The sequence below is a fragment of the Micromonospora sp. LOL_013 genome, from assembly GCF_048060315.1.
Classification (GTDB): domain Bacteria; phylum Actinomycetota; class Actinomycetes; order Mycobacteriales; family Micromonosporaceae; genus Micromonospora_E.
This window is the reverse complement of record NZ_JBHMIQ010000045.1, coordinates 1-14,370: the sequence shown is the minus strand read 5'-3', so window position 1 is coordinate 14,370 and position 14,370 is coordinate 1. Positions and strand designations below refer to the sequence as shown.

Here is a 14,370-nt window from a genome sequence, read left to right as displayed (position 1 = left end):
GGTCCCCTGGTCCAGGCGTCTACTACCGGCGGTAGGCTTGACCGGTGACGCGACTGGGTGACCTCGAACGCGCGGTGATGGACGTGCTGTGGGACCGCGACCCGGCGGCCGATCCGGTCACCGTCCGCGACGTCGCCGAAGCTCTGCAGGACCGCGACCTGGCGTACACGACGGTGATGACGGTGCTGGACCGGCTGGCCGGCAAGGGCATGGTCAGCCGGGAGCGGGCCGGCCGGGCGTGGCACTACCAGCCGGCGGCCAGCCGCGAGGCGTACATCGCCCAGTTGATGCTCGACGCGTTGGACCTGGCCGGCAGCCGCGACGCGGCCCTGGTCCGGTTCGCCAGGTCGGTCACCGGCACCGAAGCCGAAGTGCTCCGGGCCGCGCTCACCGACCAGGCGCAGGTGGCGGACCGGCGGGGTTGACGCTGCCATGGCACACGGCGCGCACTTCGCCGCGGTGATCCTCGCCTGCTACCTCACCGCGCAGGCGTTGACCCGCTCGGTCTGGTTCGGCCCCGGCTGGACCTGGCGCAGCCCCCGGGTGGCGATCCTCTGCTGGCAGGCGCTCGGCTTGGCGGTCGGACTGGCCGCGATCGGCGTTCCGCTGGCGGTCGGGCTCGCCCCGTACGGCACCGGGCCGGGCCGCGCCGCCGGGCTGTTCGTCGGTAATCTGGCCGCCGGAGTGACCAGCCTGGCCGCCGGACACGGCTGGCCGACGGGCGTCCTCCCGGCCGGGCTGGGGCCGGTCCGGCTGACGCTGGTCGGCGTCGCCGCCGCGATCGCCGCCGTCCTGCTCGGATCCACCGTACGCAGCCTGCTCGCCGCCGTACGGGCCCAGCGTCGCCACCGCGACCTGCTCGCTCTGGTCGGCCGCGCCGATCCGGCCGCACCGGGCGCGCTGGTGCTCGACCACCCCGGCGCGGCCGCCTACTGCCTGCCCGGGGTCCGGCCGACGGTGGTCGTCAGTGCCGGCACGCTCGACCTGCTCGGCCCCGGCGAGCTCGCCGCCGTACTCAGCCACGAGCGGGCGCACGCCGACGAACGGCACGATTTGGTGCTGCTGCCGTTCACCGCGCTGTGCCGGGCCCTACCCCGGGTGCGTTGGCTGCGGGCGGCGCACGACGCGGTCGCCCTGCTGGTCGAGATGCGCGCCGACGACAAGGCCCGGCGTCAGCACGCCGACGAGCCGCTCGCCGCCGCGCTGCGCCGGTTCGCCAGCGCCGGCAGCCGGATCACCCCGGCCGGTGCCCTCGGCGCCGCCGACCTGGAGCTCGACGCCCGGGTACAGCGGCTGCTGCTCGACCGGCCGGCGCCCCGGCTGCGGCCGGCGGCCGCGACTGTGGTCGCCGCCGCGCTGCTCCTGCTGCCCGCGTCGCTGTACCTCAGCTGGTGAGCACCACCGGCACCGCTACCGCACCGGCCGACCGGGCCGGTCGCCGCCGGCCGTTCGATCCCCGGCTGGTGCGGCAGGTGCCGGCGGTACGGGTGCGGCTCGCGCTGCTCGGCGTACTCGGCGTGATCGCCGCCGGTCTGATCATCGCCCAGGCCACCACGCTGGCCCTGGTGCTGGCCGCGGCCGCCAGTGGCGAGCTGCACCGGGCCGCGCTCGGCGGCTTCGTCCTGGCGGTCGCCGGCCGCGCCGCGCTGCTCTGGGCGCAGGGTTACCTCGCCGCCGACGCGGCGGCCACGGTCAAGGCGCAGTTGCGGGCAGACCTGCTGGCCGCGATCCACCGGCGTGGCCCCGCCTGGTTGTCCGGTCAGCGCGCCGGCCAGCTCGCCACCCTGACCGGCCGGGGCGTCGACGCGCTCGACGGCTACTTCACCGGCTACCTGCCGCAGTTGGTGCTGAGCGTGACCGTGCCGGTGGCGGTGCTCGCCCGGCTGGCGTTCGCCGACTGGAGTTCCGCGCTGATCGTCGCGGTCACCCTGCCGCTGATCCCGGTCTTCGGCGCGCTGCTCGGCTGGCACGCGCAGGCGGCGACCGAACGGCAGTGGCAGCGGTTGGCCCAGCTCGGTGGCCACTTCCTGGACATGGTGGCGGGGCTGGCGACCTTGCGGGCCTTCGGACGGCAGCGGGCGCAGGCCGAGGTGGTACGCCGGATGGCCGACCGGCACCGGGTCGCCACCATGGGTACGCTGCGCATCGCCTTCCTCTCCGGGCTGGTCCTGGAGCTGGTCGCCACGCTGGCGGTGGCGTTGGTCGCGGTACCGATCGGGCTTCGGCTGCTCACCGGTGGGATGGCGCTGTCCACCGCGCTGCTGGTGCTGCTGCTCACCCCGGAGGCGTACCTGCCGCTGCGCGCGGCGGGCAGCCGGTTCCACGCCAGCATGGAGGGTCTGACCGTGCTGGACGAAGCGCTCACCCTGATCGGCGAGGACGATCCAGCGCGCGACGCCAGCGACGGAGAGCCGGTCCACGACGCCAGCCTCGGCGGGCCGGCGGGCCGAGCGGCACCGGCGGTCGTCGGGTCGCCGCCGGCGGAGATCAGGTTCGAGTCGGTCACCGTGGTCCACCCCCGGACCACGGCGCTGCGGGACGTCGATCTGACGATCCGAGCCGGGGAACGGATCGCCGTGATCGGTCCCAGCGGGGCCGGCAAGAGCACCCTGCTGCACCTGCTGCTCGGCTTCGTCGCGCCGACCGCCGGCCGGATCACCGTCGACGGGGTCGACCTCGCCGAACTCGACATCGAACAGTGGCGGCGACGGGTCGCCTGGGTGCCACAACACGCACACCTGTTCGCCGCTTCACTCGCCGACAACATCGCACTGGGCACGCCCGCCGCCGACCCGGCCGAGCTGTCGGCCGCAGTACGCGCCGCCGCGCTCACCGATGTGGTGGCGGCGCTGCCCGACGGGCTCGACACCCGGCTCGGTGAACGCGGCCACGGCCTGTCCAGCGGGCAGCGCCAACGTGTCGCGCTGGCCCGTGCCTTCCTCCGGGACGCGCCGGTGGTCCTGCTCGACGAGCCGACCGCCCGGCTGGACGGCGCCTCGGAGGCGGCGGTCCTGGCCGGGTCACGGCAACTGGTCACCGGCCGGACCGCGTTGATCGTGGCGCACCGGCCGGTGCTGCTCGACGGCGTCGACCGAGTCGTCCGGCTCGACGCCGGCCGAATCACCGGACGCGACCTCGCGGCGGCCACCCCGTGACCGGCGCCCGGCCGGAGCGGACCGTGCTGTCGCTGGCCCGGCCGTACCTCGGCCGACTGGTCGGGGCCGGTCTGCTGGCCGCAGCAACCGAGGCGGCGGCGCTCGCGTTGATGGCCACCGCCGTGTGGTTGCTGATCACCGCCGCCGGTCGGCCGCCGCTGGACGCGGTCACCGTGGCGATCGTCGGCGTACGGGCGCTGGCGATCAGCCGGGGCGTGCTGCGCTACACGGAACGGTTGGCCGGCCACGACGCCACGTTGCGGGTGGTCACCGACGTACGGTTCCGGATCTTCACCGCGCTGGCCGCGCGACGGCCGACCACCGAGGACCGGTCCGGTGACGCCCTCAGCCGGTTGGTCTCCGACGTCGAGGCCGTGCAGGACCTGCTGCTGCGGGTGCTGGTGCCCGGCGCCGCCGCAGCCACCGTCGCGGTACTCGCGGTCGCCGGTGCCGCGACGGTCAGCCCGGCGGCGGCGCTCGCGCTGGCGGCCGGGCTAGCGGTCGCCGGTGCCGGTCTGCCGGCGGTCACGGCGCTGCTCACCCGGCGTACGGCCGACCGGGTGGCGCCGTTGCGCGGCGAACTCGCGGCGGACGGCGCCGATCTGATCCACGGGGCGGCCGATCTGGCGGCGTTCGGCGGCACCGCCGCCGCCCTGCGCAGGAGCACCAGCCGGGCCCGGGAACTCGCCCGGCTGGAGCGGCGGCTGGCGGCGACCGGCTGGGCGGTCGATGGTGTCGGCGTGCTCGTCGCCGGGCTGACCGTGGCGGCGGTGACGGTGACCGCGTTGCGCGCCGGCGTCGGCGGGGTACTGGTCGGCGTTCTCGCGGTCGGCGCCCTGGCCGCCGTCGAGATGAGTCTGGCGCTGGTCGCCGCCGCCCGGCAGTGGGCGCAGTTACGCGGCGGGCTGCGCCGGGTCGCCGACCTGCTGACCGAAGCGGCCCGGACCGGGACAGGACGCGCCGAGACGGGACGGGTTGACGCTAAGCGGGCTGAGACGGAGCAGGCCGACGCCGAGTCGAGTTCGGCGCGACGGGCCGCAGCCGACCCGGTCGGTGCCGCGACGGCCGACGACCGACGGCGGCCGACGATGGTGCTCGACGGCGTCACGGTCCGGTACCGGGCCGGCACGTCACCGGCGTTGGACCGGGTCGATCTGTGGCTGCCGCCCGGACGGCGGATCGCCGTGGTCGGGCCGAGCGGTGCCGGCAAGAGCACCCTGCTCGGCGTACTCACCGGGGCGGTGCCGCCGGACGGCGGCCGGGTGACGGTCGACGAGGTGGACCTGGCCGACGTGCCGGCCGGAGCGCGGCACCGGTTGGTCGGCGGGCTGCTCGCCGAGGCGTACGTGTTCAACGCCACAGTCCGCGACAACCTGCTCCTGGCCCGGCCCGCGGCGACGGACGACGACCTCGCCGCCGCCGCGGCCGCCGCCGGCCTGTTCGACTGGGTACGCGAGCAACCGGACAGCTGGCAGACCCTGGTCGGGGCGGCCGGCAGCCGGATCTCCGGTGGGCAGCGGCAGCGACTCGCCCTCGCCCGGGCGCTGCTGGCCGGCCCATCGGTGCTGGTCCTCGACGAACCCACCGAAGGGCTAGACCCGGCGTCGGCGGACACAGTGCTGGCGTCGGCGCTGGCCGCCGCCGATGACCGCACCGTGGTGCTGGTGACCCACCGGCTGACCGGGCTCGAATCGATGGATGAGATCCTGGTGTTGGACGCTGGCCGGATCGTCCAACGGGGCGACCACGCCGAGCTGACCGGACGGCCCGGCTGGTACCAGGAACAGTGGATCATGCAGCGGGCCGCCGAACAGGGTTACCTGACGGCAGCCAACTGAGGCGGGACGGGGTGCGGGCATGCCACACGGCGGGCAGCCCACTAGGGTGTGCGCAGAGTCACCCACCCGACAGTCCGGGTCTGGGCGCCGTCACCGGAGAACACACGGAGGTCAGCGTGGCCAAGTTGCCGAACCAGCCCGATGCCGACCGGCGCACGGCCGGAGCCGACGGTCCTGACGACGAGGCGGACGTCGCGACGGCCGGTGCCGACGCGACCGCCGACCCCGACGACGCGGCGGTCACCGCCGACCGGTCGCTCTGGCAGGACGTACGGATCGACCCGGTTGAGATCGCGTTGCCGGCTGGCGTCGGCTACACACTGCGCGCCTACCGGTCATCCGCCGCGTTGACCCCCACCGACATCTCCGAGCGCGAGGAGGACGATCTGTTCGCCGCTCGGCAGCGGGCGGCCGCCGAGGAGGACGAGGACGACGAGTCCGTGGTCATCCTGGACGAAGAGTTCGCCGCAGCGCTCGCGGAGGAGGAGAACGAGCAACAGGACGGTTCGACGAGCAAGGCCGGCAAAGGTGACAAGGCCGGCAAGGGTGGCGCCGCCGGTGGGAGTAACGACGCCGACGAAGACGCCGACGAGGATGTCGCCGACACCGAGTCGGCCGACAGCGGTGAAGAGGTGCCGATCTTCCTCAGCCACCGAGGCAAGCTGCTGCTGTTCCGCGACCCCGAGGCGCTGGTCAGCTTCGTCCGGTCCGGCGCGTCGCACGACCTCGCGCAGCTGGACAGCTGGCCGGATCTGGTTGACCGGCTGCAGCCGGCGGACGTGGCGGCACTCCCGGAGGATACCTACGAACTCGACCTCGTGGTGGAGAACCTGCGAGGCGGTCACGACGCCTGGGACGCGGCGCTGCTGATCCAGTCCGGCGAGGTCGCGAGGGACCTCGCGTACGCTCTGCGGATGCCCTCGGTGCTGGACATGCTCTCCACCGGATCCAGGCTGGACGATCTGGACGAGGCGCTAAGGTCGACGGTTGACGGCGGCATCGGCGGTTTCATGGCGCGCCGCAAGTTGAAGAAAATCGGGGCACAAACGGCAAGTCTCGGCTGGCGCACGATCATCGGGAAGATCTCTGCCGCTGCGGACTGGCGCGACTGACCCCTCACCAGGGACCATCAGTCCTTGGCATGACGGGTGTCCGGGAGGAGGACGGCGCGGTGGCGCTCGTGCGGGTGTACTGCGGTCTGGCATCGGCGGACCGGGCTGCCCGGTCGGCTTCGACCGGTCCGGCCCTGTCCGCCGCGATAGTCGACGACGCCGGCCGGCTGCTCGACGTCTGCGAAATCGGCGACGACCCGGCCGGCTACGCCCGGCTGAGCTGCATGCTCATCGAGCGGTCAGGCGGCGCGAGCGGAGCTGCCATCGCCGCTGACAGCGACGACCACGTCGTCACCTCGCTGCTGACCGCCGCCGGTCGCCCACTCGCGGTGGCCGACGACGACGCTGCGGACGACTACGCCGAACGGTTCGCCGACGACGAGTCGCTGGACGAGATGTCCTCCGCGCCGGCCCAGCGGCGCGCCGTCGGGCTGGCCCGGGCGCTCCAGGCCGGGGCGATGTCCGCGGTGGCCCTGCCCGTCTCCCGCGACCTCGTCGCGTACAAGCCGGTGCTGGCCGCGCACGCCGCGTTGGCCAACGGGCGGCAGGCCGCCGCCGTGGCACTGCGCGAGGTGCTCCGGGAGCTGTACCCGGCCGCACTGCGGGCCTATCCCGACCCGGCCGAGCCGGTCGCGCTCGCGGTGCTCGACGCCCTGCCGGAGCCGGGCATGCTCAGCGGCACCAGCTCGCGCAACCGGGAGCTCACCGTCGCCGCTCACGCGGTCGCCGCCCACCTCGCCTCCGACGGGGTGGCCGACGCGCAGACCATCGACGCGGCGGTGACCGCCCTACGGGTGGCGATCGTCGAGTCGCCCCGCCGCGGCACCGTCAACAAGGCGCTCACCTCCGCCACCGCCGAGACGGTGCGGCACGCCGTCGCCGCCGTCCGGGCCTGCGACGCCGCCGCCGACGCTCTGGTCGCCACCCTGACCGCCCGGGTCGTCACCCCGACACCGATCGGCGGGCCGCACGTCGCGCGTCGGGCCGCCGACCCGATCTCCGGTCCGCCGTCACCCGGGCTGCACGCGGTACCGCCGGCCCCGGACGCCGGCCCGAGCCGTACCCCCGCCGGCGGCCGGCGGGCCCGTCCACAGCCGGTCGGCGGCAGCGTTCCCGCCTCCCCCCAGCCGATGACCACACCTCCGGTGGCACCGGCCCCGGTGGCGCCGCCGCCGAACGCACCGGCACCGCTCACCCCGCTCGCCCCGGTGGCCAGGCGGTCCGCCGATCCGGGCAGCGACCGGCCGGTATCCGCCCCTCCTCCGCCACCGCCCGGGATGACCCCGATGCCGGCGCAACGTCCCGGCATCGCGCCGGCGGACGCCGGCGAGCCGTTCCGCGCCACGCTCACCACCGCTGCCATCAACGACGCGCGGGCACAACGCCGACCGACCCCGATCACCCCTCGGCCCGACACCCGGGCAGGTGCCGGTCCGGCAGGTCCTGACCCGGCCGCCGCACCACGGTCGGCGCCGCCGGCGGGTACGGAGCCGGTCTCCGGGACCCCGGTGTCGGCGCACCCGATCTCTGCCAGCCCGATGTCCGGGGCACCGACCTCGGCAGCGCCGGCCAGTGGTTCACCGCTTGCCGAGCCGCCGACCGGGGGTTTCTCCGCGACCGATTACAGCCTGCCCGTTCCCGCCCCGCGGCCCGGTCCGCCGACGTCGTCGCCACCCGGTTCCCGGTCCAACTGGCCGCTGGTGCCGCCGGGTCCCGAGGGCGGCGACGAATCCGATCCGGGCTACCCGGGAGGGCACGAGGAGCACCGGCCGGCCGCGTCCAACGGGCCCAGCGGCCGGGTCAAGCCACCGTGGCTGGCCGACGACCTGCCGCCGGAGCCGCCGATGCTGCGTCTGGTCGAGCCACCGGTCGCCGACCAGGTCCGTCGCGACGACTTCCGACCCGACGGCTACGGACGGCCCGAGGACTACGGCCGGCCCGACGCGCCGGTGGAGACGCCACCGCTGCGCCTCGTGGACGCTCCCCAGCCGCCCCCCGAGTACGGTCGCGGCCGACGGGCCGCCGTAGAGCCGCTGAGCGCCCCACCCGTACCCGATGAGGGCGACGGCGACCTGCTGATCTTCGCGGCGGCACGGTCGGCCTGGTTCGTCCGGCATCCGGAAACCGACGGGGCGGAGTTCGCGACGCAGGCGGACAACGGCTGGCGGGCCGCCGAGTTGGCCGCGCAACCCTCCATCGGTGCCGCGACCAACGCCGGGCTACCGAAGCGGGTGCCGCAGGCCAACCTGGTTCCGGGCTCACCGCTGCGCGACGAACGCCCGCTGCGGATCGTCCGGGACGCGGCGAGCATCGCAGAGCACACCAACGGCTACTTCCGGGGCTGGCGTCGAGGTCAGGAGATCGGCGGGTACGCCGTCGGCGGGCGGCCCGGCCGGGAGGCCGCCGGCGGGTGGGACTTCAGCCGGGACCAGAGCGGGCAGGGCGACGGCCGCGAGTACGAGTACCGGCCGGCCGGTCACCACTCCTGACCGGGGTCACCACCCGCAGCTGACGGGTCGCCCGCGTGCTCGGGCTCGGCCCCTGCGTGCTCGGGCCTGGTGCCGGCGTGCTCCGGCTGCCCGTCGTGCCGCAGGCACCAACTGCCGCCCATGCCCACCCCGCCGATGTCGACAGGCACCACAATCGGACCGGCCGCAAACGACACCTACCGGCGGCACCTGGGTCAGGTGCCGCCGGTTCAGACCGGAGATCGGGAGAGTCTGTGCCGGGTGAGCTGGCGGTCAGGCCGGTGCCACCGCACGCTGACGCCGCATGGTCAGCACGTACTCGACCAGCGAGATCAGCACGTGCTTCGTCGACTCACGGTTCCGCGCGTCACACGCGACGACCGGGACGTCGCTGGAGATGGCCAGCGCGTCCCGCACGTCCTGCGGATCGTGGTACTGCATGCCGTCGAAGCAGTTGATCGCCACCAGGTAGGGCAGCCGCCGATGCTCGAAGAAGTCGATCGCCGCGAAGCAGTCGGCCAGTCGACGGGTGTCGACCAGCACCACCGCCCCGATCGCTCCCCGCACCAGTTCGTCCCACATGAACCAGAATCGAGTCTGGCCCGGCGTACCGAACAGATAGAGGATCAGATCTCGGTCGATCGAGATACGTCCAAAGTCCATGGCGACCGTGGTGGTCGTCTTTCCCGGCACCTGTCGCGTGTCGTCCACGCCGACACCGGCCGAGGTCATGATCGCCTCGGTGGTCAACGGCGTGATCTCCGAGACCGAGCCGACCAGCGTCGTCTTGCCGACGCCAAACCCACCGGCGATCACAATCTTCGCCGATGTCACGCGCCCGGCCATGGGGCGGTGCGCCATGTCAGAGCCTGCGAAGTCCACTCAGCACCCTCTCCAGCAGTTCCGTGCCCACCGCGTCGTTCGTGTCGTCCAGGGATGTCGGCTCGTACACCGCGACCAGGCCGTCCGAGGCCATGTCCGCAATGATGACCCGGGCTACTCCGAGTGGAAGCTGCATCCGCGCCGCGATCTCCGCGAGCGACTGCAGCCGGCCGTCACACAGCGCGGCAATGTACTGGTGCTCCCGGCCCGAGCCGCCCTTCACAGCGCCTGAGGACCGGCCGCGCACCGTCGTTTCCACGAGCGCCTCGAGGGCGATTTCCAGCTTCGGCCGGGTACGACCACGGGTAACGGCGTACGGCCTGACCAGAGCACCGGTCGGTTCATCGCGCTCGGTCATCTGCCGTCACCCCCTCTCGTCCTACCCGCAGCTCCACCTGTCGGAGCTCGTAGCGTCCAGTTCTTCTCTGCGGACCGGCGCCGGTCGTCGACGCCGGCACCGGTCTCGTCAGCGTGGTCAGCCCAGCATTCCAGCGGCCGTGCGGGGCGCTGGCGTCAGCGCCTCGCCAACCCGGTCCACCAGCAGGGCCATCTCGTACCCCACCTGACCGACGTCGGAGCTTCGGGCGGCCAGTACCGCGAACGACGAACCGTCCGATATCGACATGAGGAAGAGGAAGCCGTTGTCCATCTCAACCACTGTCTGCAGCACCGCACCACCCTCGAAACACCGCGCCGCGCCCTGGGTGAGGCTGACCAGTCCGGAGGCGATGGCCGCGAGCTGGTCCGCACGGTCCCGGGGAAGATCCCGGGACGCCGCCAGGAGCAGACCGTCCGCTGAGACCGCAATCGCGTGAGCGACCCCCGGCACGCGATCGGCGAAGTTGGCCAGCAGCCAACCGAGATCCTGCGTAGTTGTCATCCCTCATGCTCCTTGCCAGCCTGCGAGGATTGCTGCCCTCCCGGGGTCGCCCCCGGGTTGGTCGAGTGGTCGTCCTTGGGCTGAGTACGGCCGCGTTGCACACCACGGTGGTACGCGGACAATAGCCCACGGACCGCTTCCGGTGTGCGACGCTGTACCGAACTTGACGCCTTGTCTACGCCACCTGGTACTAGCTGTGCCATCGGGACCCGCTTCGGCAGGCCCGCCTGGGTCTTTTCGGCCACTTCGACATCAGCCGCAGCGCTTGCCGCGCGCCAGCCGTCGTCTGCGGCAGTCTGCCAACTGTCCGGCGTACCCTCGCCACCCCCGCCACCGGCGGCAGCCGGCCGCGAGGTGGCGGCCACCGGCTCCGGCCGGCGCGGCAACGACGAACCGGGCCTGCCGGCCGTGGTCGTCCCGGCTTCCGACGCCGGAGTGGGAGGCCGGGAGGCGTCCACCTTGGCGATCGGCTGGGTGGTGGCGGTCGAGGCCGCACCACCGGACTGCTTGATCATCGCCCCCGCCGCCGCCCGCGCTTCGTCCGCGGTGGGGCGCCGGGTCCGGAACCAGGCCGACTCCAGCTCGCGGAAGATCGGCAGTTCCATTGTCTCGTCGGCGAACTGCTTGGGTGCCGCTGGCGGGGTGACCGTCGGGTGTTGGGCAGTCGCCGCGTTGTCCGGACCCGACCGGGACACCCTCGGCAGTTCGGCGGTCATGTCCAGCGCCGCAGCGAGCTTCTCCGGCACCGGCGGTGCCGGAGTGTCCCGCTGCTCTGCCGCGACCGGCGGCCAGGCCGGAGGTGCCGCGCTGGGCGGCGACGCAGCCGGAGGTGCCGCGCTGGGCGGCGGCCCAGCCGGAGGTGCCGCGCTGGGCGGCGGCGCGACCGGAGCGGCCGGCGGCGGTGTCGCCGACCGCTGCTGGTGCGGCGGTGGCTGCGGTGGGCGTTGGAAACTGGCCGGCTGCTGGAACGCGGTGGGCTGCGGGGCCGCTGTCGGCGGCACCGGTGGAGCCGAGAACGGCCGCACCGGGGGCGCGGAGACCGGCGGGACGTACGGCTGCCCGCTGACCGGTTGGTGGCCGGTCGGCGCGCCGTGGGTCTCCGGCGAGGTGGCGGCCTGACGCGGAATGCCGCTGGTAGGTGCTGCTCCGGTCACCTCGCCGTCGACTGTCCAGTGATCGTTGGATCGGCGCTGTGGCAGCGGACCGGTACGCTGCTGACCATTGGCCGGCGGAGCTCCCAGCACGTCGGAGCCGTTGGCACCGTTCGTGCCGTTGGTCGCTCCGGTCAGGTCCGACCAGGCTGGCATCGGGCGGGCCGGGGCGGCCGGCGGTGTCGCCGGGCCACCACCATTGATCGGTGCCGGTTCGAACGGTCGTGGCGGGGGGCCGGCCGGTGCCGGTGGCTCGGCCGGTCGGCCGCCGAAGCCACCGCCCGACGACCCGTTGCCGCCCTCCAACGCAAGGGGTGCGGCGAACGACGGCCGGGCGACGGCGGGCGTCTCCTGGCCGCCACCGGAGCCGAACGCGGCCGGGGCGGCGTTGCGGCCGGCGAGGGCCCGCGGAATCAGCACCGAGGTCGGCAGGGTGACGTCGGCGACTGTGCCCCGGTCGGCGGCCGGGCGCAGCTCGACCTTGACACCGTGCCGCTTGGCCAGCCGGGCGACCACGACGAGACCCATCATCCGAGACACCGCCACGTCGACCATCGGCGGGTTGGCCAACCGGTCGTTGAGCTCCCGCAACTGGTCGGCGCTGACGCCGATACCGCGGTCCTCGACGTAGAGCACGGCACGGTCGCCGACCCGGCGGGCCTCGACCATCACCTGCGAGTCCGGCGGCGAGAAGGCCGTGGCGTTGTCGAACAGTTCGGCGACCAGGTGGACCAGGTCGTTGACGGATTGCGCGGCGACCTCGATGTCCCGGTCGACCATCCCGAATTCGATCCGGGTGTAGTGCTCGACCTCGGACTGCGCGGCGCGCAGTACGTCGATCAGTGCCGCCGGCTCACGCTGCACGCGGGTAGAGTCCGCGCCGGCGAGAACCAGCAGGTTCTCGTCGTTCCGCCGCATCCGGGTGGCAAGGTGGTCGAGCTGGAATAGTTCGCCGAGCCGGTCCGGGTCCTCCTCGCCGCGCTCCAACCGGTCCAGGTGGCCGATCAGCCGGTCGACCAGGATCTGTGACCGGCGGGCGAGGTTGACGAACATCGTCGACACCGAGGAACGCAGTGCGGCCTGTTCGGCGGCGGTCTTCACGGCCTCCAGGTGAACCGCGTTGAACGCCTCGGTCACCTGACCGAACTCGTCCTTGCTGCGCACCGGCAGCGGCTCGGCGATCTGGTTGGCCAGTTGCATCGGCGAGCTCTGCGCGGAGACCTGCGGGTCCCGCAGTCGGGCAACAGCATGCGGGAGACCGTGCTGGGCCACGGCGAGCGCGCCCTGGCGCAGTTCACGTAGCGAACGCGCCATCGCCCGGGCGACCAGAGCGGCGAAGAGGATCGCCAGCAGCAGAACGACGAGTAGCAGGATCGTCTCGACCAACAACTGCTGCTGTACGTCGTTGCGCAGGATGGTGGCCTCGTTGACCACGTCGCCGTCGATCTTCTGCTCGACGGTGCGGATCAGGTCCGCGTGTCCGGTCAGCGCCGCGTCCCAGGCGTCGGCGTCGAACGGCGTGTCACGCATCGACTCTTCGTTCTGGCCCCGGATGAAACCGCCGTAGGTGTCCGCTTCCCGCAGCGCCGGACCGGCCACCGTCTGGTTGTAGAACTCCAGGTCGTCCTGGACGGCGGCAGCCTCGAAGCTCTGCCGGGACTGGGCCTGGCCGGCCCGGGTACTGATGTAGTCGGTACGCAGTGACGGGGTCAGCGCGTTCTGACTGAACGCCCGCAGCACGACGATCCGCTCACGGGAGAGGAACTCCTTGTTGCGGGCCAGCGAAGCGGCGGCCCGCATGTGGTCGCTCAGCTCGGTGTCGTTGGCCAGCTGGGCGGCCGAGTCGCGGATGTCGAGCAGGTCGCTGAGCAGCACCTCGTAGGCGCGGGCAGCCTCGGTGAGACGGTAGGTGCCGTCAGCGGTGGCGCTGTTGACCACCTGACTGCGCACCCCGGGCAGGTCGGCGAGGTTCTGGTCGATCCGGGAAAGCAGGTTACGGAAGTTCACCGGCAGATCGGTCAGCTCCACGCGGCGCTGCGAGTACGGCGTCCGGGCCTCGTCGACGGTGTCGTGCAGGGCGTTGTACGCGTCGAGGTAGCCCTGCCGGCGCTGCTCGTTCCCGGTGCCGAGCAGGAGCACTGCGGCGGCCCGCTCGTTCTGCAGACCGTGGACCAGGTCGCCGGACGCGGCCGCCAGCGTGGCAAGCGTGCGTGCCTGGGACGCGTTCCCGGCGGTCTCCAGGTGCCCGATGAGGCCGTTGGTGCCGACCACGATCGTCGCCAGGGTCGGCACGATCATGATCAGACCGAGCTTGGACCAGATCGGCAGATCGTTGAGCCGGCCAACCGGCCGGCGGAGACGCGACAGGAATGAATCTGCCGTCTTCGGCCGCTCGCTCACGTCACCGCCCTCCTCATCGGTGCCGGTCCGTTGCACCGGACACCGCCCATCGGCCGACCCGGGCGGATCGGACCCCCGAGATTCCATCACGACGCCACGCAAAGAGAAAGCCCAGGTGGCTCGTCACCGCGAGTGTGATGCGATGGTTATCCCGACATACGACAAATAGCACTTGCCTGGTCACGCTAAGTAAACGCTTCGGTCCGTGTTGCCGGCTTCGAGAGCAACTGTGCTCTCGGAGCGCGACGAGCATCTTACGCCCACCACGTCGAGCCGCCACCACCGATGGGACCCGCCGGACATGGCCCTCCGCGACCAGCCACCGACCGAGTGGTCGGCTGCCAGTGGCCCGAACGGGGGACAGCTGTCGGCGGCAGACGGGCCGTCGGCGGGCCGGCTACCAGATCAGCCGATCAGCTTGGCGTACGCGGGCTTGATGACGTCGTCGATGACCGCCAGCCGCTCGTCGAACGGGATGAACGCA

Annotated in this window: 12 protein-coding genes; 7 read left to right on the top strand and 5 right to left on the bottom strand. The window is 73.1% G+C overall.

Annotated features, from left to right (window positions below):
• The first annotated feature begins 44 nt into the window (after positions 1-44).
• The 6 genes from ACFHWS_RS24450 to ACFHWS_RS24425 all read left to right on the top strand — a co-directional run bounded on the left by ACFHWS_RS24450 (position 45) and on the right by ACFHWS_RS24425 (position 8,594).
• Positions 45-425, top strand: coding sequence for a BlaI/MecI/CopY family transcriptional regulator (locus ACFHWS_RS24450; RefSeq protein ID WP_416557235.1), 381 nt, complete (start codon positions 45-47; stop codon positions 423-425).
• A gap of 7 nt (positions 426-432) precedes the next feature.
• Positions 433-1,395 (top strand): M56 family metallopeptidase, encoded by a 963-nt coding sequence (locus ACFHWS_RS24445; RefSeq protein ID WP_416557236.1) that lies wholly within the window; start codon positions 433-435, stop codon positions 1,393-1,395.
• Positions 1,392-3,155 carry a thiol reductant ABC exporter subunit CydD gene (gene cydD, locus ACFHWS_RS24440; RefSeq protein ID WP_416569182.1) on the top strand — a complete coding sequence of 588 codons (1,764 nt, stop codon included), beginning with the start codon at positions 1,392-1,394 and terminating at the stop codon, positions 3,153-3,155. Before ACFHWS_RS24445 ends, cydD begins: the two co-directional genes overlap by 4 nt.
• A complete protein-coding gene (gene cydC / locus ACFHWS_RS24435) occupies positions 3,152-4,993 on the top strand; it encodes a thiol reductant ABC exporter subunit CydC (RefSeq protein WP_416557238.1) in 1,842 nt (613 codons plus the stop codon). The genes cydD and cydC overlap by 4 nt, the downstream gene beginning before the upstream one ends.
• An 80-nt stretch (positions 4,994-5,073) precedes the next feature.
• Positions 5,074-6,105 (top strand): DNA primase, encoded by a 1,032-nt coding sequence (locus ACFHWS_RS24430; protein ID WP_416557243.1) that lies wholly within the window; start codon positions 5,074-5,076, stop codon positions 6,103-6,105.
• Between the two features lie 29 nt (positions 6,106-6,134).
• Positions 6,135-8,594, top strand: a complete 2,460-nt coding sequence (locus ACFHWS_RS24425) for a transposase (protein WP_416557239.1) — start codon at positions 6,135-6,137, stop codon at positions 8,592-8,594.
• On the opposite strand, the gene ACFHWS_RS24420 is transcribed toward ACFHWS_RS24425, so the two are convergent.
• The 5 genes from ACFHWS_RS24420 to ACFHWS_RS24400 form a co-directional block, all read right to left on the bottom strand.
• Positions 8,582-8,743 (bottom strand): hypothetical protein, encoded by a 162-nt coding sequence (locus tag ACFHWS_RS24420; RefSeq protein ID WP_416557240.1) that lies wholly within the window; start codon positions 8,741-8,743, stop codon positions 8,582-8,584. The genes ACFHWS_RS24425 and ACFHWS_RS24420 overlap by 13 nt on opposite strands.
• Positions 8,744-8,846: 103 nt before the next feature.
• Entirely contained in the window at positions 8,847-9,434 is a 588-nt protein-coding gene (locus ACFHWS_RS24415) for a GTP-binding protein (RefSeq protein WP_282232215.1), read from the bottom strand.
• Position 9,435: 1 nt separating this feature from the next.
• Positions 9,436-9,813, bottom strand: coding sequence for a DUF742 domain-containing protein (locus tag ACFHWS_RS24410; protein ID WP_123605492.1), 378 nt, complete (start codon positions 9,811-9,813; stop codon positions 9,436-9,438).
• 117 nt (positions 9,814-9,930) lie between these two features.
• Positions 9,931-10,335 carry a roadblock/LC7 domain-containing protein gene (locus ACFHWS_RS24405; RefSeq protein ID WP_278171351.1) on the bottom strand — a complete coding sequence of 135 codons (405 nt, stop codon included), beginning with the start codon at positions 10,333-10,335 and terminating at the stop codon, positions 9,931-9,933.
• Positions 10,332-13,886: a nitrate- and nitrite sensing domain-containing protein gene (locus ACFHWS_RS24400; RefSeq protein ID WP_416569181.1), complete on the bottom strand. Its 3,555-nt coding sequence runs from the start codon at positions 13,884-13,886 to the stop codon at positions 10,332-10,334. The genes ACFHWS_RS24405 and ACFHWS_RS24400 overlap by 4 nt, the downstream gene beginning before the upstream one ends.
• Before the next feature lie 301 nt (positions 13,887-14,187).
• Here ACFHWS_RS24400 and ACFHWS_RS24395 point away from each other — a divergent pair.
• The coding region (locus ACFHWS_RS24395) for a hypothetical protein (RefSeq protein ID WP_416569180.1) at positions 14,188-14,370 on the top strand (183 nt) is incomplete at its 3' end.

Coding starts and splice junctions, on each gene's coding strand:
- ACFHWS_RS24405 (WP_278171351.1), bottom strand. CDS start 10,335: ATGACAACTACGCAGGATCTCGGTTGGCTGCTGGCCAACTTCGCCGAT.
- ACFHWS_RS24415 (WP_282232215.1), bottom strand. CDS start 9,434: ATGGCGCACCGCCCCATGGCCGGGCGCGTGACATCGGCGAAGATTGTG.
- ACFHWS_RS24445 (WP_416557236.1), top strand. CDS start 433: ATGGCACACGGCGCGCACTTCGCCGCGGTGATCCTCGCCTGCTACCTC.
- ACFHWS_RS24410 (WP_123605492.1), bottom strand. CDS start 9,813: ATGACCGAGCGCGATGAACCGACCGGTGCTCTGGTCAGGCCGTACGCC.
- ACFHWS_RS24425 (WP_416557239.1), top strand. CDS start 6,135: ATGACGGGTGTCCGGGAGGAGGACGGCGCGGTGGCGCTCGTGCGGGTG.